Below are 25490 nucleotides of genomic sequence, written 5' to 3' on the forward strand. Positions count from 1 at the left end.
GATGCACTCACTGCTTTGCCCCGAGAGCCCTATCCACGTGCAGGAGCATCTGCCCAGAGCGCGAGAAGGATTTACGGGAAGTTAGGTGCTAACTAGTTTCGCCGTGCCGGTGGTCTTGAAAGCTCCAGCACGTGGATAGGACTTTCGGGGCAAGCAAGTTAATCGCTTATGCCCGGGCTATGTCTTTTGACGCTATCAAGGCCGCGCCTCCTTCGGCTCACTTAAGTTAAACAAATAAAAATTTTAAGGTGCACTCAAAGCAAGACCGACAGCCTCAACAAGCTGATCAAATTCACATAGCTTACTGAAACCATCTAAATCAACCCACCTAAATTCAGAATGCTCCTCACTGATTGCAATCTCACCAGAAACAACCCGCCCTCGGTAAACCACAACAACCATGTCTTGCTCAGCACGCTTCGCTAAATAACTAAGCAAGGGGCGCTCTTCTAGCTCAACATGCAGAGCTGTTTCCTCGAACGCCTCACGTCTTGCAGCCTCTAGCAAGCTTTCCTTAACCTGCACACGGCCTGAAATCGTTTCCCATTTTCCAGCTGCTGCATCAGAATGCTCCGATCGCTTCAGCGCCAAGACTTTATTCTTCTCAACGATAAGCACTGAAACAGCAACAAGCGCTCTTACATATGAACTCATGCACTTTCGCTTGTTTTTGGAGGAAGCATACTTGGCCGCAAACCTTCCATACAACGTTTACCGCTTGGACCAAGCAACACAGCAATCCAGCGCAGATCTTCGGTATTGGCCAACCAGATTCGAACCATCATGGTAAGCGGCACGGACAAAAATGCTCCAATTGGGCCAAGAACCCAGCCCCATACCAACATCGAAAGAAATACAACCAAAGGAGATAGCCCAGCAGCCTTACCAAAGACACGGGGCTCGATGATGTTTCCGATTACAAAGTTGATGAATAAATAGCCCGAAGCGATGACCATGGCAGCACCAAAGCCATGCTGCAGGACACCAAGCAACACCGCTGGTACCGCAGCCAGAATCGAGCCGAGCGTTGGGATGTAGTTGAGCAAAAATGCAAGCAAACCCCAAAGCCGTGCACCGTCGAGGTCACAAAACCGCGCCCAAAAATAAACGAGAAGTCCAGTCACCACGCTCGCTACCGTTTTGATGAGCAAGTATTTCTGAATATCATTTGTGGCACGCGCAAACCGCAAAGCAGTGCTCTGGGATTCGCCCATAGCTTCTCGGATTTTTGTTTTAAAACCTGCTGCTTCGAGTAAAATAAACATGACCACAAGCAATACCAAAAACCACATGGATATAAGGCGCAGCAAATGCTTTGCCGTATCCACTGCAAACCCCATGGCATAAGCTGGATCAATTGCCTCCTGCAAGGACGAGGCCGCTACATTAATTCCATAGGATGAAAGCCATTGACCAAGCATGGACGTAAGTTCACCGGCACGCTCTTGATAGGAAGGCAATGAAACCGATAATTTTTCAACACTTACTGCCAGCAGAAACCCGATGGCGAGTAGACAAGCCATATCCACTGAAAACGCCACAATAACTGATGGCCCGATCGGCAAGCCACGCGAATTCAGTGCGCGAACGACAGGCATGGACACAATCGCAATGAAGATGGCTAATAGAAGCGGCACAAGAATTGGCGATGCTAATTTAAGCCCCGTCATCACGATAACGAGAGCAGAAAGTATGATAAGAACGCGGCCGCCTTTTCCAAGGTCTACTGACATGTCTGGCATCATTCCACAAAAGGGCAGAGAGCGGGAAGAGATCTTCGGAGACTGCTTTTGCCAAGATGTGTTATTTCAAGGAGTTGGACGGAAAAACGATCTGCGCCGCCAGCCACAGAGCCTCACATTCCCCTATAAAAAGCCGATAATTTCGCCTTTTTGCAGAAGCGAAGTAGGATCAGGCGTTGTCCACTTGTCTTGTCAAGGTGTATTTTTTTTCGTCTTCTGATGGCAAATACTTTGTTAAGAGTCGTACCCAAAACCCCACCTAAAGCCATGAGTACTTTAGGTCAAAGCACGCACATTCCAAAACTAGCATCCATGCTACTTGGGCATGCCCGTGGACCACAAGAGCTGCCCGAACTTACAGATTTGGCCAGTGGACTCATGAACCTTGCCAAAGGCCTGCGTCATAAGGTGATTGTTCCTCTCGCTGGCAGCACCTCGGAGTTTGCTTTTTTACGTCGAGGTTCCGAGATTCTAATTAGCCACTACGACACAAGTTCAGTAGCCGAAGTCTACAGCCTTGATAGGCCTGTACCCTTTCGCGACCTACTTGATGCCTGTGCGGATACTCTGCGAGAAAGCGCGCTTGGCACGAACCATCCTACCGAGCGCAAGGTTGGCCAGCGCTTAGCACATCGCCTAAAGCATATTGATATCGTTCGCGATGTCTATCTCAACCGAGTACCCAGCCAGCGTACAGGCGCAACAGTCAACGATCCCAGTGAACACTTTCCTCTTGCCTTTAGTTTTGAAGCCATGATTCCAGCTGGGGCAGAGCCTTTACGGGAAGCTTCTTCGCGTGCTGATGTTCACGCCACGCTTTTTACTGGAAAACTTTGGGTTCATTCGCAAGGCCGTCGCTACTTGCTTACCGAAGGGCCGATCATGCCTACCGTACAGCGAGCGGTGGATATCGTACGCGCTCTACTTGATGCCTCGGAGACTCAACGTCCTTCCAATATACGCTTGCGCTCCGGATCTATTTCCATTGGCTTTAGACTCAGTCATGAGCAAAAGGTTGCTCTCACCTTTATGACCCAAGAGGGTCAAACCATTACGATTCCCAACCTTGATGTCTCAGGAGCAGCACTACCCTTTTTGCGTCTTGCATCGATTATCATTCGTGCTGTCATCGGAGTAGACCGAAATCAGTCGAGGAATCTACGTATTTCTTCATTGCGTGATCAGGTAAGACGCTTGAGAAAAACAGTTCGAACGAGAGAGAAAGTAAAAGGCTTCACCAATCCGCAACCCGACCGCTTGCGCATGGGAATGCACCCCGATAGCGAACGGCCGCCGACTGTTACGGCACTGCCTGTTTCAAGAGGTTCGGTGCGTTTTCAAAAACGTTGGACCACCGAAATCGAAGGCCTGGATGCTGGCTCAACCTTTTTATGTGGTGATCGATTAATTATAGCTACCCCACGCTACACAATCGCGTTGGAGCGCGATACCGGTGAAGTGATATGGGCGAAGCCGACCTCTTTTACTACGGCGATGATGACCGGTCAGACTCTGGTACGCCTTGGTCTAAACGGCGAAGTCGAGCTTTGCGAAGTCGAGCATGGCGACGTGTATGCCCGTGGTTATATTGCACCGCGAGTTGGCGGACCTGCTCAAGGCATGCTGGCAGGGGGAGGAAGTTTGCCGCCTGTTGCAATCCTAACCGAAGGGCAAAACAGAATCTGCGCAATTGATCTTCGAACAGGGGAGCCTCGTTGGCGCTTTACCTCTCCGTCGGGCACGATGTTTCAAATGACTCGTTCTGGCCGAGTTCTTGTAGTGGTGTGCGGAGACAGTGCAGTGCATGCGCTTGATATCGGTTCTGGTGAGGTCGTATGGCGTTTTTCTCAACACGGGCGTTTTTGTCTAAAACCACATATTGTTGGCGATACCGCATATGCTGTGACAAGTGAACCAGGCGGAGAACCTGCTTTGCTCTATGCACTTGATCTTTTTTCCGGCCAGATGAAATGGCAAGAGCCTCTTGCTGGAAGTCCAACCGCTCCGCCTTATGCCACCTCAACTGCTGTAACGGTACCCTTTCTAATGAATGAGACCCGCGGTATCGTGAGTTTCGATAAGGAAAACGGCCAAGAACATTGGCAAGCGGTGGACCCTGGCTTTGGTCATGGTGGATCGGTCATGCACATCGACAACCACTTGGTGATAAACTCGCCTACTGGAACATTGAGTGCTCTTGATATGAGCAATGGACAACCGAAATGGCAGCATCGTTTATCCGATCCAACCTCCGATGACATTCCGCGTCAGCTCGATCCAGTGTTGCGTGGTGGGGCGCTCTTTGTACCTTCCGCCTCTGTGTACACAGTACGACCTTCCGACGGCTACTTGATGGGTGAACTTGAAGAGTGCGATCTGGTGCCTGACTTTTTGCGTGTTGATGAACGAAGCTGGCTTTATGTTGCCGAAGAAAGCGGCTACATCGCAGCATTCGCTCCCGCTCCTGCTCTTTATGTTGTTCGTTGAAACTGATGGCCTTGAGTGAATCGGAGGCCCCTCTTGTTTGCTGGAGCTTTCAAGATCATTAGGTCGGCGTATTCATCAAAGCCCCATCTTCCTGATTCTAACTTCATGCGCTCTGGGCAGATGCTCCTGCAAACAAGAGGGGCCTCCGATTCAAACCACTTAGATTGTTACTAAATAACAGTTCGCTCTTTTAAATAGTTAGACAACCAGCTATTTTAGGGCCTGCTCAGTTGGTGACTTCGACCTACAATCATAAAAAAGATAATCGACAAAGAGTGCAAAGCTAGAAGGTATAGCTTTTTTCGAGGTTTTCTTGGCTTCGAGTGCCCCCACAGCGACGAGGAGGCACGTACATCGGTACTTGCCGACGAGGAGCGAGGAGGTAAGCCGAAGCTAAGGAAAGCTCGGAAAAAGTGCTGGAAGAAAGCAAGTACCCGACTAGATACCTTCCGCAGCGAAGCGAGGACTGTTTGAGCATGGAGACCCTACGCTCCGTTGCAAGCTTGAAGTCAAATATTTTTCTAGACGATTGAGTCCGTCGCTCGCTCAGCCTTACAGTCGTCGGTGTTTTAAGCTTGGGAGGGAGGTGCGGATTTTGTTTTGGCGTTCGAGATCGATTGTCGCAACGGCTACACCTTGTCCGTCGCTGCATTCGGCGATCACGCAGCCCCAGGGATCGACGATAAGAGCATGGCCGTAAGAGACTCTGTTGCCGAAATGTTTTCCAAACTGAGCCGCTGCAAGCATATAGCACTGCGTTTCAATGGCACGTGCCCGAAGCAAAACATGCCAATGATCTTTGCCCGTTGTCAGAGTAAAAGCAGCTGGCACAGCTATCAACTGAGCACCATCGTCAACCAAACGCCTATAAAGTTCGGGAAAGCGGATGTCGTAACAAATAGAAAGACCAAGCTTACCAGCCACACTATCCGCTAGTACCGACTCTGTTCCTGAACACACCGTATCAGATTCTCTCAGAGATGTACCGTCTGCAAGATCAACATCAAACAAATGTATCTTGCGATAAACAGCTTTAAGTTCGCCATCGTTTCCGAGCAACAGCTCACTGTTATAGACATGCTTACTGTCATCAGGAATGGATTCCCAAAAACCACCCAATACAAGCTCCAAAGAAAACTCTTTAGCAAGGTCGCGGCAGAAATCCAAGATGGCGCCACCTTTGGGCAGCGTCTCTGCAATAGCAAACTTGCCTTCCTCAGGCCCCAAATAAGCAAAGCATTCGGGAAGCACGAGCAGCTCAGCTCCAAGCGAATGTGCTTCGTTGCAGCAGCGCCTGACCGCCGAAAGGTTCGCCTCCACATCCGAGGTACTTGTCATCTGCGCTACGGCCACGCGTGTTCTTTTGTTTGCCTCGGTACCCGTCATCGTCCAATTCCAAGTCTTGCATCTCTGTAATAAACTACACGCGTTGTCTGCGCATGGACACATTCATCATTAAGCCAACGCCAACCATGGTCGTAATAACACTCGATCCACCATAAGAGAACAAAGGTAAGGTTACGCCCACTACCGGCAACATGCCACTGACCATGCCAAGATTAATAATCGTCTGCCAGAAAACAATAGCTGAAACGCCTACCACCAGCACTGCCCCAAAACGGTCTTTCGCCTGAGCAGCAATTTTAAGGCCCCAGAGAATAAAAAAAGTGTAAAGGCCAAGTAGAACAAGTGTTCCGACGAAGCCCTGCTCTTCTGCCCAAACCGGAAACGGGAAATCGGTGGGAGCATCCGGCAAGAACCTAAATTGGTTCTGGGTGCCGCGCATAAACCCCTTCCCCCAAAAACCTCCACTACCAATGGCGATGGTCGATTGATAAGCATGCCAACCCGAATCAAGCACATCAGCTTGTGGATCCATGAAAGCGAGTAAACGCTCCTTTTGGTAATCTTTTAACAGATAGGTCCAAGTGACCGGCGCACTAGCAACAAATACCGCAGTAAGGGTAAGCAATGAGCGCCAGTGCAGATTAGTAAGCATCATAATGCTTCCAAAAATAGCAACTAGCAACAGTGCGGTTCCCAAGTCTGGCTGAATCAAAATCAGAAAAATAGGAAGCGCTACAATTAGCCCTGGAACGATTAAATCCCTGAGTGTTCGCCCTTCCGTTTTTGGATCGTTATGTAGATACTTTGCAAGAGCAATGACCAACACAATCTTAATTAACTCACTGGGCTGCAAGGCAAACTTCCCTATCGGGATCCAGCGCTGTGAACCACGAACTTCTCGACCTAAAAGAAAGACCAAACACAACAGTGCAATGCCCACGCCATAAATCACCCAGGCATAGCGCTCGAATACTCGATAATCGATGAGAGAAGCACCGATAGCGCATACGGCACCAATCGTGAGCCAATAAAACTGCAAAATATAAATATCTGATCGCCCACTATGCACCGCACTCGTCGCGCTATACAGGTTCACGACTCCAATAGCAGCTATGCTAGTTACACACAGAAAAAGTGGCCAGTCAAAAACATCTCTTGTTTCTTGATTCAACATAGTTTCGTCATGCTATCGCTGTCGGAAATATTCCGTTAAAGCGTTGATCGCAATGGGAGCTGCATATTTTCCACCACCGCCCCCATGCTCTACCAAAACAACAATCGCAAGTTCAGGCTGTATTGCAGGAGCGAAACCTGCAAACCAGGCATGATCACGATTCAACTGAAAATTAGGGAAAGCAATGGATGTACTCTCAGCTTGCTGAGATACCTGTGCTGTTCCAGTTTTCCCAGCGATCAGGACACCATCAGGGATACGCGCATCAAAAGCCGTTCCCTTTGAATCGTTAACAACACCAATCATGCCCTTGCGGACTTCTTCAAGATACTCCTGAGGTATACCCAAGGTCTTCTTTATCTTCGCCGGAAAGCCTCTCTCGACTACTTCTTTATCATGCGATCGAACACCATTCACAAGCTTCGGAGCATAGATCACACCTCCGTTAGCCAAAGCAGCGTAGGCCATTGCAAGCTGAAGGAGTGTCACACGTGTGTTACCTTGACCAATGGCTTCGTTGAGGGTGTAGCCGATTCGAAATGGCGTTTTGTAGTGATCCACATACCATTGCCGGGTCGGTATAAAACCAGCCGCTTCGGTATTGATACCAATGCCTGTCTTTTGTCCAAAACCAAAATCAGTGAAATATTTATAGACTCGATCGAGTCCAAGAGTCTCGGCGAGTCGATAAAAATACACATTGCATGACTGGACCAATGCGGCCCGGAGATCGACATCGCCGTGTACCTGAGTGCATCGCTTTCTGTCACGACCCAACTCATAATACCCGCCACACGTGACACGTGGATGGTCCTTAACCACGTGCTCCATCAAACCGGCAATAGCGACCATCGGTTTTAGGGTTGATCCTGGCTGATAGATCTCATAAAGCGTTTTATCGATACGTGGTCTACGCGGGTCAGTATCCAGTTCCTTTGCTCGGGCCACGGTTAGTTTTCCAGCAATTCATTTAAGTCGTATGCGGGCTTAGAGTAGAGCGCCTTTACTTCACCGTTTCGAACATCAACCACAACCGCAGCGCCCGAAGGATGCTCAGCAAAGGCATTTTGCAGAATCTGCATGAGATTCATATCTAACGTAAGCAAAACATCGCGACCAAATTCCGGATCGCGCCGAGTTGTACGCACTTTGCCGTTTGTGCCTTCACTTGGGTTAAGCCCCTGCACATCGACCACAACTTCTTCAAAGCCGTCTTTGCCCTTTAGCACACGCTCCCATGCTCGCTCCACGCCAATGCGGCCAATTTCATTGCCAGGACGATAGCCATCCTTGGCCAATTTTTCTAAATCCTCTTGATTGACCTCATTGACAAAGCCAATGGCATGCGCGCCAAGCGAATCGTAAGGATAGGTTCGAACAGGAGAAACGACCACATCAAGACCCGTAAATTCCTCGGCGTGTGTTTCCAAAACCGCCAGTTGATCGCGCGTGATATCGGAGAACACCTCAATTTGATGGGTACGGCGACGTGCAGGAACAGCTTCCAGATGTTTTTTGAAGGCCTCAGTGGTTGTTGAATCGAGCTCGAGCAAGGCGGACAAACGAGGAAGATCACTCTCCATATCGATCATGCTTGGCGTAGCAAACACGCGATACGATGCACGGTTCGTCGCAACGATTCGGCCTTCGGCGTCAACAATATCACCACGCATTGCAGGGATGCGAATGGTTTTTGTTATATTTCCCAAGGCTTTCTTTGCGAATTTATCATGCTCAACAAGTTGCAACTCGACCATTCGAAATAGGACACCTGCAAAAATGACAAGCACAAACAACGCCATCCACTTATAGCGTTTTCTAAATTCCCCAACTTCACGATGAACAGAAAATAGACTCATCCGTACTCTTTCGCCTGTTCTTGACGGCGCATACTCCAACGTTCAACTAAAGACAGTACAAAAAAGATAATAGGCGCGCAAAACGCGGTGCTTACAGACACACAGAGGAGCACGACAAAGTTCGAATACTCTTCTGCAGGGAAAGGTGCGGGATATTCAAAAATTGCTCGCATCGCAAGTTCAAGACAACCTGCCAAAAAACACACAATAAAAGCCAAGGTAATCTCAGAAAAAACACCTCGCATAAAGAAACGCAGACCAGCAGCACGCGAGACAACATAGGTGGCGACGTGCGTAAGAGTGTATAAACCAAAAGGCAACCCGCTAAACGAATCAAAAAGAAAACCAAGACAGAACGCGACACAAATTCCAACAGGCAACGGAATGCGCGTTGATACAGCAAGGTAAATCACAAAGGGGATCAAAATCGCCGGAACAAAAGGATGTATTGCTAAGTGTCCAGCAATAACATTATGTAAAATTAGTAACGCACAACCCAGCAATAAAAAACGAAAACCATCACTTATTGCTCGAGTTGACATAGTTGCCTACTTTTCCTCAGCAAGCGAGCCACCTGGAGGGGTATTTAACACGACAAATACTTCATCCAGTGTCGAAAAATCTACAATGGGTTTAACGAGCGCTTCCTGATGCAAACCAAAAGACTTTTTCGTAATTTTTTTAATGCGACCGATAGGAATTGAGCTTGGAAAACGCTTTCCAAATCCAGAAGTGACTACCAAATCGCCAGGGCGTACATCGTTAGCTTGATCAAGATATTGGATTCGGCACAAATATTTTTCAGTATCACCTGTACCGCGGAGCACACCGCGAGCACCTGTACGATCGATGACCACGTCGACTGCGCTTCGTCTATCCACGGTCATCATGACGTCGCTATAGTCGGAAACGGTTTTTTCTATCTGGCCTACCAAACCCTGAGGAGAGATGATCGCCATCCCAGGTCGAAGGAGGTCACTTTCGCCGCGGTCAAGACGCATCCGCAAAACTCGGAAAAAAGCATTGGCATCTTTGGAAATCACTTCCGCGCCGATGAGTTCAAGATGCGAACGTTCTCTAAAATCCAACATGGTCCGAAGGCGCTTATTTTCCCGTGCATCGTGGAGCCACTGTTGTCGTTCCAATTTTAAACGAGAATTGCTTGATCGAAGGCGGTGATTCTCTTTTGCAACGTCGACTAGCCAAACATAATACTCGACGCCATCTGATACCAGGCTAGCTAGTGCCCCGCTTACATATTGTACAGGAGCGCTTATTTGTATCACGAAACGATCAACGGAATTTAAATGATCCGGCTTTTTTAGATGGCTATTCAAAAAGAGAAAGGGAATCAGTAGCAAAATAATACTGAATGCGGCATCTCTAAAACGTTGTAGTGTGCTCACGATAACCCAAACCGACAACTACTAATAAACAGTCACTTCCCTTAAAAGATCCATATGATCTAAGGTTTTTCCTGAGCCCAGCACCACTGCTGAGACAGGATCATCAGAGGCCATCACCGGAAGGCCGGTTTCCTCACGTAGCAAAACGTCAAGGTTGCTAAGCAAAGAGCCACCGCCAGTAAGCACGATGCCCCTTGTCCACTATGTCAGCGGAAAGCTCCGGGGGTGTCTTTTCCAGAGCTTCCATTACGGCTTCAAGAATAGCGGAAATCGGTTCACTTAGCGCTTCGCGATTTCATCCCCATTGACCATAACGGTCTTTGGTACTCCCGCCACCAAATCGCGCCCCTTGACCTCCATGGAGTCCAAGGTTTCTTTTTCGTAAGCATTGCCAATCGTACACTTTACGCGCTCTGCAGTTTGCTCACCAATCAAAAGATTATACTTGCGCTTCATATAAGCAATAATGGCTTCGTCCATTTTGTCACCACCCACGCGAACCGATTGGGAGTAGACAATCCCGGCAAGCGAAATAACGGCCACCTCGGTTGTCCCACCACCGATATCGACTATCATGTTTCCGCTCGGCTCTGTGATAGGAAGACCAGCTCCGATAGCCGCAGCCATGGGCTCCTCAATAAGATACACCTCGCGAGCACCTGCACCTTCAGCACTTTCTTTAACCGCGCGCTTTTCAACTTCGGTAATGCCAAATGGCACACAAATAATAATTCGTGGTTTGACAAGAGTGCGCCGTGTATTGGCACGCGCGATAAAATAGCGAAGCATAGCTTCGGTAATCTCGAAATCTGCAATAACACCATCTCGAAGCGGACGGACGGCAGTAATGCTCCCGGGCGTACGTCCAAGCATTTCTTTAGCCTCGCGCCCCACCGCAAGAACTTTCTTGCCGCCTCGACCATCGTGATGAACCGCAACCACCGAGGGCTCGCATGAGACGATACCGCGGCCACGCGCGTAGATCAGAGTCGTTGCGGTCCCAAGATCGATAGCGAGATCATTTGAAAAAAGCCCTTGAAACCAATCTTTAAACATAAAAAAACCAGACGAAAACCGCGAAATTGAAATGAATCTCGCCGCAGGAACTACTCGTCCCTTAATCCGTCAAGTCTTAACAGATTCACAAGGAGGGATCAAGGTGAATCACGATAGCTAACCATTAGATTTTCTTGCTTTTTTTGCTGTTTTTCAAGGGCTGCGAGACCTTTGCAGCTTGGCGGTCACGGGATCGCTGTTTACGCTTCACTTTTGCGGCTCGCTTGGCTAGCGCTTTGGCCGACGGTTTTCTTCCGGGTAAGGGGTTTTGCTCTTCATGATGCTCATCTAAGCTTCCTGGTTCGAGGCCTAACTCGAAGATCGTGACTTCGGGCCTACCTCGATCGCCAATGCGTAAAGGCATGACTGAAGCCCCAATACCAGCTCCGACATAGACGGCTCCCGAGGTTTTTTCGCGATTGTCAAAACGACTTCCATACAGACCATGAACAAAACGGTGTCCTGCCAAGTGTCCCAAAGCAAATTCATGAAGTCGAGCCAAAGTAATCTGTCCTGCATGCGTGTGTCCCGACAGCACAAGAGGAACGCCAAGTTGCCACATCTTTTCTGCTTCCTCCGCAATGTGCGAGAGGCCCAACACAGGCAAATCGGAACGCAAACCTCGACTTGCTTTGCGCAAATCGGCATGCCCCGTATAGGCATCATCCAAACCGAGTACCTGAAGACGCACGTGCCCCAACGTAACGATAGTATTCGCGTTATCGAGTACTTCCGCCCCAGCTTTTTTTAGACTGTGCCGTACTTCTTTTGCGCCTGACCAATGATCGTGATTTCCAAGAACGCCTATGACCGGGGCATCGATCTCAGAAATCACCTCTTCGAGCGCATCCAGATAGGCTTGGCCGTGACATACAAAATCTCCGGTAATCACAACAAGATCGGGTTTTTGTTCGTTAACAAGTTGCACTGCATGCTTTTGTACTGACATCGGGGTCACGCGACCCACATGCTGGTCGGTGAGGTGAGCAACTTTGAGTTCATTAAAATACTGAGAAAAACGAGTGTGCCCGGCAAAGCGTCGAAGAGTCACGGGTTCCTGTTTCTCTTTTTTTGGCGGAGTCCACATCCGGTTGATCGAGCGCTGTAAAGCAGCGAGCATTTTCTCGGATGGAGCAATTGCCATGGTCGTAGTCTACCACAGTCTTGAGCTGCGTTTCTTCCTTGTTTTATATCAGGATATTGAGGTCATTCCCCACCCCACCAACGGGTTTCGGAGCTCAGCTCTAAAAATGAAAATTTGCACCAAGGGCAAAGATATCGAAGTGAGCACTGTAGGTTCCCGCATTGATGACACTTCCACTGAGACTTCCCGCAACAACTTGTTCAAGTTCAGCGTGCGTTTGAGATACTTCAATGGTCTCTTGAAAAACATGTGCAAAGGCTACAGACAGATCCCATGCGCCAAGACGAAGCGTGCTTCCCAGATGCAATCCGAGTCTTTGAGCGGGCATGAAGGTAAGATTTTGGTAGGCAGGCGAGACGCCTCTACTCTCAAACGACACACCAAGTCTTAACGCCAACAGGTTCTGAATAAGGTTGTAGTCGCCTCCTAAATGAGCCGTAAACTGATTGTTCCATTGATAAGGAATTACCGTTTGCAACGGAACGGGAACATTAACGGCTTGCGCACCGAATGCTTCGATAACAAGACTGTTTCCTTGAGGGACGTTGACCTTAAAAGCATCGATTGTTGAATTTAGCTCGTACGCGAGATCAAGTTCGATATCAAAAAGCTCTTGCGCCATGGAATCGTGTTTGTTCTGCTTCGAGGCATGCTTTGCACGAAAATGAACGTAGCGAGTCCCCCAACTGAACTTGATTCGCGATGGGACTTGAAGTTCGGCATTATCAACGCGTGTTGCATGCGGGACGTAACCGCCTTCAGCATTGGTGCCAAAGTCACTGGCGCGTAAGTCAAGGGTTCCGCCGCCGCGAATTGAATCAATCCAGCGCAGCGCTAGAGCAAATTCCAAAAAGCGGAAGGGGCGTAAATTAATACCTGCGTTAAGGACGGGAATAAAAAGATCCTGAGTATTTAGCTTAGTACGAACATCGTTGGCCGGGGATGTCCCTGGTATTGCAGCGCTGTAACTTGTGAAATTATAGAAACCCATTCCCCACCCAAAAGAAGCACCCAGACTGAGCCAAGGCTTGGGTGTCCACGATCCACCAATCGTGGGCCAAATCTCCATAAGTCGCGATTCCACCAGGGTGTATCGTGTGGGCGAAGGCAGAAGCGTTCCGTCGCTATTCTGGATGGAGCCGTTACTATTTCCGTACTTGAGAGTGGAAAGCGCGTTAGGGCTCAGCAATCCAGCAGCCAAACTAAAACCTTTGGGCAGTCGAATCGCAAAAACCAAACTTGGAACAATTGAAGGCAGTCCGTCGTTGCAAACCTTCGGCAGTTCTTGAGCATTGAAATCCGCGGGCTGACCAAAAACCGTGGGAACGTTACCACTGCTCCCTCGCCCATAACTTCCAGCTAAATCCGCACAGGCGCTTAAGACTGCGAGTTGCGCATTTATAGCAAGCTGCCGGCCATCGATTTTTGAAAGCGATGCTGGATTATAAGCCAGCCCCATCGGATCATTTCCGCCAATAAGGTATGCACCGCCGCGTCCCAACCCTTTTGTTGTTGGGCTGGGATATTCCAGCCCCCCCGCCCACGCAGGACGAGCAACAGCAAGGGCTCCCAACAGCACAAGCCCCACTTTTGACATCGAGTAGAACGAGAAGCGAGACTTAATACAACTGCTCCTATCCATTGAAGGGCTGCTCGAAGTTATCGTCGTCTGCCAGGTTATCAAAGCGCGTGTATTCATTAAAGAAGCGTGCTCGCACAACGCCCGTCGGACCCGAACGTTGTTTGCCTATGATAAACTCTGCGATGCCAGCGTCGGAAGTCTCCTGATTGTAGACTTCATCGCGATAGATAAAGATGATCGTATCGGCATCCTGCTCAATGGCTCCAGATTCCCGAAGATCTGAGAGCTGCGGTGGTTTGTCTTTGTTGCCTCGTTGCTCGACGCCGCGGTTAAGCTGTGAGAGTGCAATCACAGGAACGCGAAGCTCTTTGGCTAGCGCTTTGAGCGAGCGACTGATTTCACTAATCTCTTGTTCTCGACTGTCGTTACGGGCACCTGAACGCATCAGCTGAAGATAATCAACGATGATCAGACCAAGATCATGCTCTGACATCAAACGCCGGGTTTTTCCGCGTAGTTCCATGATGGTAAGCGCTGGCGTATCATCCACCCATATCGGAAGCCCGCTTAGCATGCCAGCAGCAGCAACAAGCTTCGGCCAGTCTTCTCGCAGCAGCTGCCCCGTTCGTAGACGTGAACCATCCACTCGGGCTTCACTGCACAGCATACGTCGCACAAGTTGCTCGCTTGCCATTTCAAGCGAGAACACTGCGACGGTTTTCTTTCTCGCAAGGCAGGCATTGACTCCTAAGTTCAAAGCAAAAGCGGTTTTTCCCATACCAGGCCTACCTGCGACGATGACCAAGTCACCCGGATGAAAACCAGCAGTCAAAAAATCCAAGCGATCAAAGCCTGTAGGTAGGCCAATAACGCTTTCTTTCTTTTTTGCCGCGCTATCAATGTCTTCAAAAGTCGCTTTAACCACCGCCGCAATATGTTGAGTGGGGTTACGTTCTCTTTCTTTTGCTATTTGAAAAATCGACTTTTCAGCGCGATCCAAAAAAGCTTCATAATCACCGTAGTCGCCGTAGCCACCTGCAGCAATTTCATGCGAGGCCGATATAAGTCGGCGAACCACCGCTTTTTGATGAATAATTCGGGCATGCGCTTCAATATTGCTCAGCGCGGGAATGGTGTTTGTTAGTGCAAGAAGGTATTCATCACCACCCACAATTTGAAGCTTGCTGTTCTGCACCAACTCTTCACGTAAGGTTACCGTATCAACCGGCTGACCTTTGGCAAAAAGACTAGCCATCGCTTCGAAGACTTGAACATGCGCTTCGCTATAAAAATCCTCACCGGAAATGTGCTCGACAACGGTATGCATCACGCTGTTTTCGAGCAAGATGCCACCGAGCACTGAACGCTCTGCTTCAACAGAGTGCGGAGGAACTCGCCCGCTAATATTGCTGCGAGTTACATTCGAAGAACGGGAATACGACTCAAGCGCCATTCCCAAAAACTACTGAGCGCGTTGCTCTACAACACGTATTTTGAAGTTGGCAAGCACATCGGGTGCAAGCTTGATTTTGATCTCATGATCACCAAGCTCACGAATCGGAGAGTCCAACAAAATTGTGCGACGATCTACCTTTTGACCATGGGTCTCAAGCAACTCAGCAATCTCCTTGGTTGTAACAGAGCCAAAAAGTTTACCTTCTTCGCCCGCCTGCTTGGACACTTCGATGGAAAGACCTTCAATCTCCGTTCGACGCGTTTCAGCATCCTTGCGGAGCTTACTTGCACGAGCTAAGGCCGAGACTTTCTCGTGCTCAACTTGCCTAACGTTTCCACGCGTTGCAAGCACACCAAGCGCTTGCGGCACGAGGTAGTTCCGCGCGAAACCGCGTCGCACGCGAACAATCTCGCCGGTCTTGCCTAGTTTTGGCACATCTTCTCGCAAAATAACTTGCACATTCACAGCCATGATTGTTGCCCTCTTTCAAATTCCTTTAGTTGAGCCCGCTATCATCAGAAGAATCAGCATCACTATCGACGCTGTCTTCTTCAAAGTCATCATCCGATTCACTGACATCATCCGATGGACTTAACGCAGCAGACGGACGTGGCCTTTGAACTAAGCCGAGACGCTGCTCAATGCTTTGCTCAACAACATTGTCTTCGATTTCAACACGACGAAACTGGATTTTCTCCTCGTCGATTACGGCAGCTGATAAATCAACTTCGTCAGCCAACAGATTGGTCTGAAAACGAAATACTGTATCCTGCATACGCAGATTACGTTCGATTTCCGCTACCAAGCCACCTTGTCCGTAGTAACGCAAGTACATGTAGTAGCCACGGTTCTTTTTATCGGTCCGGTAAGCAAGCTTACGCCTACCCCAGTTGTCGATAGCAGCGAGTTTTCCATCAAGCTTGCTAATCACATCCGCCACACGTGAAGTAATTTTCTCCACTTCAGCTTGGTCAACGGTGGGATCAACAGCGAAGATTGTTTCGTATTCGCGAGCTTTGTTTGCTTTTTGAGACGTAACGGACATGTTTTATTAACCTCGGTCGGTCGCTAGTTCAGCCGAGCGCGATAGCACCCAACCCTAACGAAAGGAGGCGGAGTCATACCACGACTTTGGGCAGGATGCACCTTAAGATTGAGTAGATTTCATCACTCGGAAAAGGCAGAATTGGCCGGACTCCCGATCGATTCAACTTACCACAGATTGGATCGCAAATTAGCTTATGAATTACGGCTATTATGGCGATTCATACTGAAATCAAGACCATCGGAAAGAAAGCTCTCACTCATTTCCGCTGCTTTTTCGAGCAGTTCGGGCAGCTCGGCGCGCTCCTCGCTTGAAAAACTACTAAGAACGTAATTTTCTACTTTAATGCCTGGAGGCCGGCCAATGCCGAAACGAAGGCGTCCAAAGTCGTGTCCACCGTGATTTACAATCGAACGCAGGCCATTGTGCCCCGCAGTACCTCCACCCTTTTTTAGGCGAAGGCTCCCGAAAGGCAAATCAAGCTCATCGTGAACGATAAGTACATCAGCCGGCTCGACCTTGAAAAAGGTCTGAGCTTGTTGGACGGACTCGCCACTCAAATTCATAAAGGTCTGAGGCGCAAGCAATACAAAATCTTGTCCCTTGAAGCTTCCTTTAGCAAAGAGCCCCTTGAATTTGTCTTTCAAGGGGCCCGCTCCTAACCTGCTCAGCAGCGTTGCTAACACCATAAATCCAATATTATGGCGATGCGTCGCGTATTTAGAACCAGGATTGCCAAGTCCAACGATAAGCTTCACAAAAGCTCTCTACTCGCTAAGCTTCAGCCTTAGCTGAAGCTGCTTCGCCACCGTCTTTCGCTGCCTCAGGCGTTTCAGCGCCTGCTGCATCAGCAGCCTCACCGCGATTACGCTCAGCTTGGACATGCACCAGTGTTTGAGCGGCTGGCAAAGTAACCTCGACACCTTCAGGTAACTTGAGGTCGCTTACATGGAAAATATCATGCAATTCCATAGGTGTTACGTCCACTTCGATTTTTGTGGGAATCACACCGGGAAGCGCTCGAATTGGAAGTTCATGAAACACAACATGCAACTCACCGCCCATGACAACGCCCGCTGCACGCCCCGTGATACGGAAGGGAACGGTTGTTTTAATGGGCTGATCTTCATAGATTCGATAAAAATCAGCGTGAATGAGATCCCTGCGAACAGGATCGATTTGAAGATCGCGAACCATACTCAACTGAGCTTTCCCGTCGATCTGCAACTCAATCACTGAGTTACGGCCATGTTCACTGCTAAGAACTTGCTTAGCGACTTAGGGGATACTGCTAATCTTTGGGGCTCGAATTTAGCTCCGTAAAACACGCCAGGAATCATCCCAGCTGCACGAAGCCTACGTGCCGGCCCCTTTCCGCGCCCTTCGCGGACCTCAGCCTGCAACGTAAATTTATCCATGATATTCCTCTCTTTTTTTCCTAAACAAACAACGAACTCACCGAGTCGCCGTTGTGAATGCGCTTTATAGCCTCTCCGAGCAAACCTGCAACAGAAAGAACCTTGAATTTCCCCGTCGCCTCCGCTTCCGGGCTGAGGGGAATGGTGTCGGTGACCACAACTTCTTGCAGTGAAGAGGCCGCAATGCGCTCAATTGCAGGCCCAGAAAGCACCGCATGAGTCGCTGCAGCATAAACTTTTTTCGCTCCTTTTTCCATAAGCGCTGCCGCCGCATGGGTAAGCGTGCCGGCCGTATCAATCATGTCATCCAAGATCACGCATTCGCGAGCCTTAATATCACCCACGATGTTCATGACCTCGCTTACGTTCGCGCGTTCACGCCTTTTATCAATAATGGCTAAGTCCGCTCCCACGCGCTTGGCATAAGCGCGAGTACGCTCCACACCACCTGCATCCGGAGACACAAACACGGGAGTATTGCCAAATTTGGGTCGTAAGTATTCGAGAAAAACCGGCAAGGAATACAAGTGATCAAAAGGAATATTGAAAAAGCCCTGTATCTGACCCGCATGCAAATCCATGCTCACCACGCGATTTGCTCCGGCTGTGGTCATCAAATCGGCCACAAGCTTTGCTGTGATGGGGGTTCGAGGAGCGACCTTTCGGTCCTGTCGAGCATATCCGTAGTAAGGAACGACAGCTGTAATCGAGCCAGCTGATGCACGCTTTAGCGCATCGATCATCACCAGCAGCTCCATTAAATTGTCATTGACCGGAGCACACGTAGGCTGCACCACGTAGACGTCCACGCCACGAACGTTTTCTTGAATCTCCGTGAAGACTTCTCCGTCGGAGAAGCGAGACAGAGCAGCACGGCCCACAGGCACTTGAAGGTAGTCGGCAATCTGCCCGGCCAGCTTACGGTTTGCGGCCCCGGAGAATATACAGATCGACTTAAACATGGCTCACCCTCAGTCCAGACGCTGCGATCCAGTATCAAGCCACCCTAGCCCTGTCAACCAAACAAACTCTTCGCAGTGATCAGCTGCCTTTTCTGGAAGTATTTACGAAACGGCTTGTAGTACTCGGACAACCTGTGCTTCGTGGAAAATACGTACCAAATCTGCATCAATATGACCCGATGAAGCTTCAGAAAATAGAATATCCATCGCTCGCTCATGCGGAAGTGATTTTTTGTAAGGTCGATCGGCCGCTGTAAGCGCATCGTAAATATCAGCTACCGTCATGATTTTAGATTGCGCGGGGATCTCGCTATCACCAAGACCATAAGGATAACCAGAGCCATCAAGCCGTTCGTGATGCGCTGCTGCGATCTCAGGAATGTTCTGAAAGGTTTTTCCCCAGGGAATGCGTGATAAAAATTGAAAAGTATGCACTACATGCTTGCGTATTTCCTCGAGCTCATCCGAGGCGAGTGAACCTTTTGTGACTTGCAAGGCTCGGATGTGCTCTTCGTTGAGAAGTGGCACGCGCAACTGTTTAAAATCGCGAAGTTCAATATTTGCAAGACCTTGTATGCGGGAAAAATCTCCCTGCCGAAGAACCGTCGGTTCGTTAGCTCTTTCAATGAACTCTCTTGCTTCTCGGAGCAGAGCACACTGCGCAGCGTAGTTATTTTCAACTGCAGCAAGCTCAGTTGCGGACGCGCTATTCTCAATCAAGGTAAGTTTTTGCTCCAAAAAATCGGCCCGAGTCTGATGAAACAACGCATCGATGCGGGTTTGTACAAGACAAAGCTCATGGTCGTGAAGTTTCTTTGCTTTTAGCAAGACCTGCTCACGCACGCCTATTTTGCCGAAATCATGGAGCAACGAAGCATACTCCAATTCCTGCATCTGTTTTTCGCTGAATTTGAGATCAGCAAAACGACCATCAGAAACATGATCGACTTTACTTGCTAGTTCACAAGCAAGCACACTGACTCTCAACGAATGTCCGCTGGTGGTCGGATCACGTTGCTCGATCGCTTGCACGCTTGCTCGCACAAAACCTTCAAAAAGATTTTGGATGTCCGAATACAAAAGAGCGTTCTCAAGAGCAATTCCAGCTTGCGCAGCCAAGGTCGTAAGGACCTGTTCACTGTGATTGTCAAAAGGAACCACATGCTTTTCAACGGCACTGTCTGAATCGAGTTTTACTTCCTTGCTCTTTTTCTTGTTAATAAGCTGGACAACACCCAAGACTTCACGTTTTGCCGAGACCAGAGGGACCGCAAGCATCGAACAGGTCCGGTAACCAAGTCGATCATCAAAACTTTTATCGAAAGTATAAGGGGTGCCTTTTTCAAGATCGTACACATCATCGATGTTGACGGGCCGTTTACTCAACACAACAGCACCAGCCACCGATGCGTTGGAAATAGGTAAGGTAAATTCGCTGCTTTTGAAATCACAGCTATCATTCTGAGACAACTTAAAATGAAGGCGCGGCTCCTCGCCAGGCACGTGCTCGACAACATAGATGCTTCCGGCATCTGCGTTGGTGATATGACGGCATTTCTGCAGAATGATATCCAAAAGCCGATCAATGTCTTTTTCTTGAGTTACCGCTCGAGCGATATCCACCAACTCGGCCAGCTCACTTTTCGAAGCATTGTTGTCCACCCAAATACAATAGCTTAGAAAGCGGCCTGAACCCACGGTTGTTTTTTAGGAACAGCCGCCTGAAGACCGAGTCGAGCCAGTGAGGAGAGATTTTTTTGATAGTAAGGAAGTTTTTACCGCAAGATCACGTGGCTTCTTACAGAAAAAGTGGCATAGCCATCGGGAAAATATCGCTTCACTTTGCACCGAAGGCTGTCCTGGAACAGCCCAGAGTATCCCTGTATACGCAGCAGTAGCTTGTCCATGCAAACCCTATCCTCAGCCAAAAACGTATGGCAGCAGACCATGAAAAGTCGAGCGGCCGATAAGCCCCGTCAAGACTACGTGGATAGCCTGCGCGGCCTTGCCGTACTTGTGATGGTGTGTTGGCACACGGCCTCCGGGTGGCTCGAGCCAGAACTTCAGCAAGGTTTCGTTTGGGCGAACTTGCTTGCACTGGGCGGGCTCGCCGCTCCACTTTTTTTGCTGATCGTTGGAGTCTCCATCCAACTGCGTTTTTCCTCGGAAGCAAGTGCTCCGAAGCAACCGTTTAGTGTGCATGGTGCACTCGTAAAGCGCGGGGCTTTTATTCTTCTTCTTGGCTATCTACTTCGTTTTCAGATGTGGTTCATTGATGTGTCTATCGCATCGCGGCCACGCACCTGGAAGTTCTATCTGCCCATTTTACTTGCCTTTGCTCTAGCGCTCACTGGGCTATCGAAAAAAAGCAAGTCATCCAAGCAGATTTTTTTATACCTGGGTTTCGCAATATTCTTTTTCTTTCACGGCTACGCCCGGCTTTACGCCTTTTATCCACACCGACTTTATCCTTTGCTCCGTGTTGATATTTTGCAAACTATCGGGCTCAGCTTAATCCTGATTGGATCGGTCCATCAACTTCGATCTTCGATTACCCTCAGTCTTGGTATCGCCTCGCTTCTTTTACTGATCGCGCCTTTTTCGAACAATGTATTGCCTGGTTTCCTCCCCGAACCGATCGCTGCTTATCTGGGACACTGGTCGGAGCAAAATCAGCATGCAAGTCTTGCTATGTTTCCGATATCGCCTTGGTTTGCCTACGTCTTACTTGGACTGGTTCTAGGTAACTGGTGGCGCAACCCTAAAACCAAAGCCATGAGCCTTGCGTGTATAGCTGGTCTATTTCTTGCCTATGTTATCTCGGAAGATCGACGCTTTATTTACAACCTTCTACAGGTCGCTCCGAACCTGATCGAAGTGATTCGAGCACTGCATCGTCTTGCATGGGCTCTTGCTCTTGGCGGCTTTTTGTATTTAGCCGACCTTTTCCTACCTAAGACTACCTTTGTACTTCGTCGTTTTGGGAAAAGCTCATTGCTCGTGTATTGGCTTCATCTGAGTTTTGCCTTTGGTAAGGGCGCAAGGCTCTTTAAGCCTGTCCTTAGCTATCAAGATTGGCTTGAAAAGGCGTTATTATTGACACTAATCCTGCTTGCGCTGGCCATCGCAAAACAGGAACTTAGTCGCCATTTTGCCCGAGCTCGCCGCAAAACATCAAAGGCATCGTAAATTACCCTACACAAAGCGTGGAAATGATCCTCGTAGTAGGTTATTGTATCAAGTATGCTTCCAAGGGTCCTTCTGGCGACCGATCGTTCTTCCTTTGAACAAGCGTGGCGTGCAGCAGGGGCGGAATGCTCCTTTGAGATCGAGACTTGCAAACCAGCACAACTTGCTGAGCATTTAGCGGATGCCGACGGCCTCGTCATTGATGGTGATAGCTCATTTTATGATGAGGACGAACTGCTCGTCGCTGTCGGGCTTGCTAAAAGTAAAGGGCTACTCGTTGCCGTCATGGTAAGCCTTAACCAGAAACTGGGCGGTGAACCGGATCTACTCAACGAAATGTGTGAAGGGCTAGTGGTTAACTACACGCATCCAGTAAGCGAGATGGCATTTCGCGTTGAACGACGTATCGATAAAGACAGGGAACGGCGGTTTGAGTACCTAACCGTTTGTCCCAACGGAAAAGATCTACTCGCTATTGACGGGCAAGCACGTGCATGGGTTCTGAGCCGTCCGCTGTCTGCCGAAGACGATGAAAGCGAAGTGCAAGCCATCACCCTAAGTGACGATGCACGATTTGCCGTGTTAAGTTTCAATAACGGGAAAACCCTTGAACTCATTGCTGAGCATATTTTCAAAAGCAAAAATGCACAGAGCACGCCTCAATCGATAGATGACGATCCAAGCTTCGCATTGAATAACGCAGAACTAGGACCACGTCTTAAGGCTCTTCGCCTGCAAAAAGGGCTGACCCAAGCAGAAGTCGCAAGACGTAGCGGTATTCATCGCCCAAACATTGCACGTGTTGAAGCTGGAAGACATACACCGTCACTTGAAACGCTAAGGCGCCTGGCGGATGCGATCGGCGTGAGCACCGCCGAAATTCTCGCCCAGGTCAACAGCTGACTCGCTACGCATGGGTACAAAATAGCGTTTTTGATTGATCTCATTGAATCCGACATAAACTTCGCAGTCAAACGTGTCCCTGATCCTACGATAAGTCATCACTTCTTCAACGGCGCCTTGTGCGACTTGCTTTCCTCGACGCAGCAACAAAAGTCGGTCGCAATACTGTGCAGCTAGATTTAAATCATGCAAAACAACCAACGCAGCAAGTTTCTTTTGTTCAATACGGCGGCGCAGTAGATCCAGTAAGGCAATCTGATGATGAACATCCAAGAATGCCGTTGGCTCATCAAGCAAGAGCACCTGCGTTTGCTGCGTTAAGGCTCTCGCAATTGAGACGCGCTTCTGCTCGCCAGCGCTTAGTGTGCTTACCGCCCTGTCTTGAAGATGCAGCAAATCGCACTCTTGCATAGCTTGATGGACCACAGCTCTGTCGCTCGGTCTCTCCAAAGAAAGTAGGCCCAAATGCGGCGCGCGGCCCATGGCCACGACCTCAATGACACGAAAACCAAAGGCAATGCTCTCTTTGGCCTCCACGACGGCCACTGAGCGCGCAAGTTCAATGCGAGAAAACTCGGTGCTTAATTTTGAGCCAATCCGGATGTTTCCAGACGCAACCTTGAGTTGCCCCGAGCACAACCCAAGCAGCGTACTTTTTCCGGAACCATTAGGACCCAGCACGCCAAGCAACTCACCAGCTCGAAGCCTTAGACTGATATCCGATAACGCAAGCTCAGCTGCATTGGAATACCGAAAACTAACGGCTTCCAACACAACCTCCGCCTGCGATGTCTGTGAATCGGACAATTTAAGCGCTGATGTGATCAGTCACAAAAAATGCTTTGAATATCTGATTCGACTTTGGCTTCCGAGCAACGACGTGCAATGGCTAGCTCACGTACGAGCAAGCCCTTGGCCTGATCCAAAATACGACGCTCACCAAAAGAAAGCTCTTTGCTTGTTTTGATGCGCAAGATATCACGAAGCACACAAGCCACCTTGAAGGGGGATCCACTTGTGAGCATTTCCATATATTCACGATGCCTACGGTTCCATGGCTGTGCTTCCACAGCAATGTCGTCGGACTTCAAAACGTCAAGCACCTTGCCGGCATCTTTGCGCGAAATAATCGCACGCAGTCCAGCACGCTGAGCACCATCGGTCGGCACCATGACTTTCATGCCATTTTCGAAGATTTTCATGATATAGAAATTCTTCTTGTGACCTGCAATCTCACGAATCTCGATGCTCGTGACCTCACCCACACCATGTGCGGGATGGACTGCTTTGTCACCAACCTTAAAACTTGAGTTTCTTGCCGCTGTACCCATTGATGCACCTAGCTTCTACATTGTGAGCGCGTGTGTGCGCTCGCGTTGGATGATTATACCTTAAAAGTAAGACTTCGCACGATTAAGAATTGCGAGTCGTTGTAATTACTGATTTTTTTATTAGTTAGTCGCTCGTGGACGGGCCGCTTTGCTCTTGGATGCATTGGTTTGAGCAGGGGCTTTAGCGTCGCTAGCTCGTCCAGCTTCTGCATCGTCGGCTTTCTTTACAGCTCGTTTTAGGCCACGTTTTTCAAGCAACTGACTCTCAATTGCCACCAAGATCTTCGGGTTTTCCTCAAGGAAGTTTTTCACATTGTCTCGTCCCTGACCAATGCGATCGCCGTTGTAGCTGTACCAAGCGCCTGACTTATCCACGATGCGATCTTCGACAGCCAGATCGAGCACATCACCGCTGCGGCTAATGCCTTTGCCAAACATGATGTCAAACTCACAGACCTGAAAGGGTGGCGCCACTTTGTTTTTCACGACTTTGACGCGTGTACGGTTGCCTATGGCCTGCTCGCCTGCCTTTATCGTGCCAATACGGCGCACGTCCAAACGTACCGAAGCATAAAACTTGAGCGCATTGCCACCCGAGGTTGTCTCAGGTGAGCCAAACATCACGCCAATTTTCATGCGGATCTGGTTGGTGAAAAATAGAGTTGTATTCGAACGGTGCACTGTCGCAGTGAGTTTGCGCAAGGCTTGTGACATCAGACGCGCTTGCAACCCAACGTGCGTGTCACCCATTTCGCCTTCGATTTCAGCTTTGGGAACCAACGCAGCAACCGAATCGACGACGATCAAATCAACGGCACCGGAACGCACAAGTAGATCGGCGATTTCCAAAGCCTGTTCACCAAAATCTGGCTGTGAGACGAGTAGAGCCTCAGTATCCACACCAAGCTTCTTTGCATAGCCCACATCAAGGGCATGCTCGGCATCAATAAAGGCTGCAACGCCGCCGTTCTTTTGGCATTCAGCAATCGCGTGCAAGGTTAATGTGGTCTTACCACTTGATTCAGGCCCGTAAATTTCAATTATTCGACCTTGCGGATAGCCACCCACGCCGAGCCCGAGGTCAAGCGAGATAGATCCCGTCGAGATTACCGGTAAATCCACCACAGCGTCGCCATCGCCAAGCCGCATGATGGCACCTTTGCCATACTGCTTTTCAATGGTACCCAGCGCGAGTTCTAGCGCCTTGCTTTTGCTGCTATCATTGCTTGCGTTACCGGCCATCGTTTCCCCCTAACAAACCTGAGTGTTGGACAAGAAATACAAGTCTAGCTTGTTTTTGGCCTTTTTTGCGGCGTTAGACCTTCTTGAATTACCCAAGAGGGTAGTTCTGCGTCGGTCTGCCTTGCAAAAAAGACCATATCCTGCGCT

General features: G+C 49.2%; 24 protein-coding genes and 1 pseudogene. 3 read left to right on the plus strand and 22 right to left on the minus strand.

Annotated elements, in window-relative coordinates; genetic code table 11:
• Positions 1 to 243: 243 nt before the first annotated feature.
• Both IPJ88_00625 and IPJ88_00630 read right to left on the minus strand, forming a co-directional pair.
• Entirely contained in the window at positions 244 to 654 is a 411-nt protein-coding gene (locus IPJ88_00625) for an NUDIX domain-containing protein (protein ID QQR90294.1), read from the minus strand.
• Positions 651 to 1733, minus strand: coding sequence for an AI-2E family transporter (locus tag IPJ88_00630; protein ID QQR90295.1), 1083 nt, complete (start codon positions 1731 to 1733; stop codon positions 651 to 653). Before IPJ88_00630 ends, IPJ88_00625 begins: the two co-directional genes overlap by 4 nt.
• 276 nt (positions 1734 to 2009) lie before the next feature.
• Here IPJ88_00630 and IPJ88_00635 point away from each other — a divergent pair, with 276 nt between their 5' ends.
• On the plus strand, positions 2010 to 4229 hold the full coding sequence (locus tag IPJ88_00635) for a PQQ-like beta-propeller repeat protein (protein ID QQR90296.1): 2220 nt from the start codon (positions 2010 to 2012) through the stop codon (positions 4227 to 4229).
• Positions 4230 to 4781: 552 nt separating this feature from the next.
• Here the strand turns inward: IPJ88_00635 and IPJ88_00640 are convergent.
• From IPJ88_00640 to IPJ88_00720, 17 genes and pseudogenes are all read right to left on the minus strand, one after another.
• Positions 4782 to 5615 carry a carbon-nitrogen hydrolase family protein gene (locus IPJ88_00640; GenBank protein ID QQR90297.1) on the minus strand — a complete coding sequence of 278 codons (834 nt, stop codon included), beginning with the start codon at positions 5613 to 5615 and terminating at the stop codon, positions 4782 to 4784.
• A 34-nt stretch (positions 5616 to 5649) separates the two neighbouring features.
• Positions 5650 to 6750, minus strand: coding sequence for a rod shape-determining protein RodA (rodA, locus tag IPJ88_00645; GenBank protein ID QQR90298.1), 1101 nt, complete (start codon positions 6748 to 6750; stop codon positions 5650 to 5652).
• 12 nt (positions 6751 to 6762) lie between these two features.
• A complete protein-coding gene (locus IPJ88_00650) occupies positions 6763 to 7698 on the minus strand; it encodes a hypothetical protein (GenBank protein ID QQR90299.1) in 936 nt (311 codons plus the stop codon).
• A 2-nt stretch (positions 7699 to 7700) separates the two neighbouring features.
• Positions 7701 to 8609, minus strand: a complete 909-nt coding sequence (locus IPJ88_00655) for a hypothetical protein (protein ID QQR90300.1) — start codon at positions 8607 to 8609, stop codon at positions 7701 to 7703.
• Complete coding sequence (mreD, locus tag IPJ88_00660; protein QQR90301.1) at positions 8606 to 9151, minus strand: rod shape-determining protein MreD; 546 nt, start codon at positions 9149 to 9151, stop codon at positions 8606 to 8608. The genes IPJ88_00655 and mreD overlap by 4 nt, the downstream gene beginning before the upstream one ends.
• A 6-nt stretch (positions 9152 to 9157) precedes the next feature.
• Entirely contained in the window at positions 9158 to 10015 is an 858-nt protein-coding gene (gene mreC / locus IPJ88_00665) for a rod shape-determining protein MreC (protein ID QQR90302.1), read from the minus strand.
• A 21-nt stretch (positions 10016 to 10036) separates the two neighbouring features.
• A pseudogene (locus IPJ88_00670) lies at positions 10037 to 11071 on the minus strand (rod shape-determining protein).
• Between the two features lie 124 nt (positions 11072 to 11195).
• Positions 11196 to 12158, minus strand: coding sequence for a metallophosphoesterase (locus tag IPJ88_00675; GenBank protein QQR91926.1), 963 nt, complete (start codon positions 12156 to 12158; stop codon positions 11196 to 11198).
• Between the two features lie 157 nt (positions 12159 to 12315).
• Entirely contained in the window at positions 12316 to 13812 is a 1497-nt protein-coding gene (locus IPJ88_00680) for an outer membrane protein transport protein (GenBank protein ID QQR90303.1), read from the minus strand.
• A gap of 37 nt (positions 13813 to 13849) precedes the next feature.
• A complete protein-coding gene (dnaB, locus tag IPJ88_00685; GenBank protein ID QQR90304.1) occupies positions 13850 to 15250 on the minus strand; it encodes a replicative DNA helicase in 1401 nt (466 codons plus the stop codon).
• Positions 15251 to 15259: 9 nt separating this feature from the next.
• Positions 15260 to 15724 carry a 50S ribosomal protein L9 gene (locus tag IPJ88_00690; GenBank protein QQR90305.1) on the minus strand — a complete coding sequence of 155 codons (465 nt, stop codon included), beginning with the start codon at positions 15722 to 15724 and terminating at the stop codon, positions 15260 to 15262.
• Between the two features lie 25 nt (positions 15725 to 15749).
• Entirely contained in the window at positions 15750 to 16298 is a 549-nt protein-coding gene (gene rpsF, locus IPJ88_00695; protein QQR90306.1) for a 30S ribosomal protein S6, read from the minus strand.
• A gap of 194 nt (positions 16299 to 16492) precedes the next feature.
• On the minus strand, positions 16493 to 17056 hold the full coding sequence (locus tag IPJ88_00700) for an aminoacyl-tRNA hydrolase (protein ID QQR90307.1): 564 nt from the start codon (positions 17054 to 17056) through the stop codon (positions 16493 to 16495).
• 16 nt (positions 17057 to 17072) lie between these two features.
• Positions 17073 to 17534, minus strand: a complete 462-nt coding sequence (locus IPJ88_00705; protein QQR90308.1) for a 50S ribosomal protein L25 — start codon at positions 17532 to 17534, stop codon at positions 17073 to 17075.
• Positions 17531 to 17716 (minus strand): hypothetical protein, encoded by a 186-nt coding sequence (locus IPJ88_00710; protein QQR90309.1) that lies wholly within the window; start codon positions 17714 to 17716, stop codon positions 17531 to 17533. Before IPJ88_00710 ends, IPJ88_00705 begins: the two co-directional genes overlap by 4 nt.
• Positions 17717 to 17736: 20 nt before the next feature.
• Complete coding sequence (locus IPJ88_00715; protein ID QQR90310.1) at positions 17737 to 18678, minus strand: ribose-phosphate pyrophosphokinase; 942 nt, start codon at positions 18676 to 18678, stop codon at positions 17737 to 17739.
• A gap of 102 nt (positions 18679 to 18780) precedes the next feature.
• Positions 18781 to 20340: a GAF domain-containing protein gene (locus tag IPJ88_00720; GenBank protein QQR90311.1), complete on the minus strand. Its 1560-nt coding sequence runs from the start codon at positions 20338 to 20340 to the stop codon at positions 18781 to 18783.
• A gap of 285 nt (positions 20341 to 20625) precedes the next feature.
• On the opposite strand from IPJ88_00720, the gene IPJ88_00725 reads away from it, so the two are divergent.
• Both IPJ88_00725 and IPJ88_00730 read left to right on the plus strand, forming a co-directional pair.
• A complete protein-coding gene (locus IPJ88_00725) occupies positions 20626 to 21867 on the plus strand; it encodes a DUF1624 domain-containing protein (GenBank protein QQR90312.1) in 1242 nt (413 codons plus the stop codon).
• Positions 21868 to 21921: 54 nt separating this feature from the next.
• Entirely contained in the window at positions 21922 to 22770 is an 849-nt protein-coding gene (locus IPJ88_00730) for a helix-turn-helix transcriptional regulator (GenBank protein QQR90313.1), read from the plus strand.
• On the opposite strand, the gene IPJ88_00735 is transcribed toward IPJ88_00730, so the two are convergent.
• From IPJ88_00735 to recA, 3 genes are all read right to left on the minus strand, one after another.
• Positions 22705 to 23541: an ABC transporter ATP-binding protein gene (locus IPJ88_00735; protein ID QQR91927.1), complete on the minus strand. Its 837-nt coding sequence runs from the start codon at positions 23539 to 23541 to the stop codon at positions 22705 to 22707. The genes IPJ88_00730 and IPJ88_00735 overlap by 66 nt on opposite strands.
• 53 nt (positions 23542 to 23594) lie before the next feature.
• Positions 23595 to 24101 (minus strand): CarD family transcriptional regulator, encoded by a 507-nt coding sequence (locus IPJ88_00740; protein ID QQR90314.1) that lies wholly within the window; start codon positions 24099 to 24101, stop codon positions 23595 to 23597.
• A gap of 120 nt (positions 24102 to 24221) precedes the next feature.
• Positions 24222 to 25343 carry a recombinase RecA gene (gene recA / locus IPJ88_00745; GenBank protein QQR90315.1) on the minus strand — a complete coding sequence of 374 codons (1122 nt, stop codon included), beginning with the start codon at positions 25341 to 25343 and terminating at the stop codon, positions 24222 to 24224.
• Positions 25344 to 25490 lie beyond the last annotated feature (147 nt).

The organism is Myxococcales bacterium (genome assembly GCA_016699535.1).
Classification (GTDB): domain Bacteria; phylum Myxococcota_A; class Polyangia; order Polyangiales.

What these genes read in the sequence shown, in the direction of transcription:
- IPJ88_00625 (QQR90294.1), bottom strand. Translation starts at nt 654, where the DNA reads ATGAGTTCATATGTAAGAGCGCTTGTTGCTGTTTCAGTGCTTATCGTT.
- IPJ88_00630 (QQR90295.1), bottom strand. Translation starts at nt 1,733, where the DNA reads ATGTCAGTAGACCTTGGAAAAGGCGGCCGCGTTCTTATCATACTTTCT.
- IPJ88_00635 (QQR90296.1), top strand. Translation starts at nt 2,010, where the DNA reads ATGAGTACTTTAGGTCAAAGCACGCACATTCCAAAACTAGCATCCATG.
- IPJ88_00640 (QQR90297.1), bottom strand. Translation starts at nt 5,615, where the DNA reads ATGACGGGTACCGAGGCAAACAAAAGAACACGCGTGGCCGTAGCGCAG.
- rodA (QQR90298.1), bottom strand. Translation starts at nt 6,750, where the DNA reads ATGTTGAATCAAGAAACAAGAGATGTTTTTGACTGGCCACTTTTTCTG.
- IPJ88_00655 (QQR90300.1), bottom strand. Translation starts at nt 8,609, where the DNA reads ATGAGTCTATTTTCTGTTCATCGTGAAGTTGGGGAATTTAGAAAACGC.
- mreD (QQR90301.1), bottom strand. Translation starts at nt 9,151, where the DNA reads ATGTCAACTCGAGCAATAAGTGATGGTTTTCGTTTTTTATTGCTGGGT.
- IPJ88_00675 (QQR91926.1), bottom strand. Translation starts at nt 12,158, where the DNA reads ATGTGGACTCCGCCAAAAAAAGAGAAACAGGAACCCGTGACTCTTCGA.
- IPJ88_00680 (QQR90303.1), bottom strand. Translation starts at nt 13,812, where the DNA reads ATGTCAAAAGTGGGGCTTGTGCTGTTGGGAGCCCTTGCTGTTGCTCGT.
- dnaB (QQR90304.1), bottom strand. Translation starts at nt 15,250, where the DNA reads ATGGCGCTTGAGTCGTATTCCCGTTCTTCGAATGTAACTCGCAGCAAT.
- IPJ88_00690 (QQR90305.1), bottom strand. Translation starts at nt 15,724, where the DNA reads ATGGCTGTGAATGTGCAAGTTATTTTGCGAGAAGATGTGCCAAAACTA.
- rpsF (QQR90306.1), bottom strand. Translation starts at nt 16,298, where the DNA reads ATGTCCGTTACGTCTCAAAAAGCAAACAAAGCTCGCGAATACGAAACA.
- IPJ88_00710 (QQR90309.1), bottom strand. Translation starts at nt 17,716, where the DNA reads ATGGATAAATTTACGTTGCAGGCTGAGGTCCGCGAAGGGCGCGGAAAG.
- IPJ88_00715 (QQR90310.1), bottom strand. Translation starts at nt 18,678, where the DNA reads ATGTTTAAGTCGATCTGTATATTCTCCGGGGCCGCAAACCGTAAGCTG.
- IPJ88_00725 (QQR90312.1), top strand. Translation starts at nt 20,626, where the DNA reads ATGAAAAGTCGAGCGGCCGATAAGCCCCGTCAAGACTACGTGGATAGC.
- IPJ88_00730 (QQR90313.1), top strand. Translation starts at nt 21,922, where the DNA reads ATGCTTCCAAGGGTCCTTCTGGCGACCGATCGTTCTTCCTTTGAACAA.
- IPJ88_00740 (QQR90314.1), bottom strand. Translation starts at nt 24,101, where the DNA reads ATGGGTACAGCGGCAAGAAACTCAAGTTTTAAGGTTGGTGACAAAGCA.
- recA (QQR90315.1), bottom strand. Translation starts at nt 25,343, where the DNA reads ATGGCCGGTAACGCAAGCAATGATAGCAGCAAAAGCAAGGCGCTAGAA.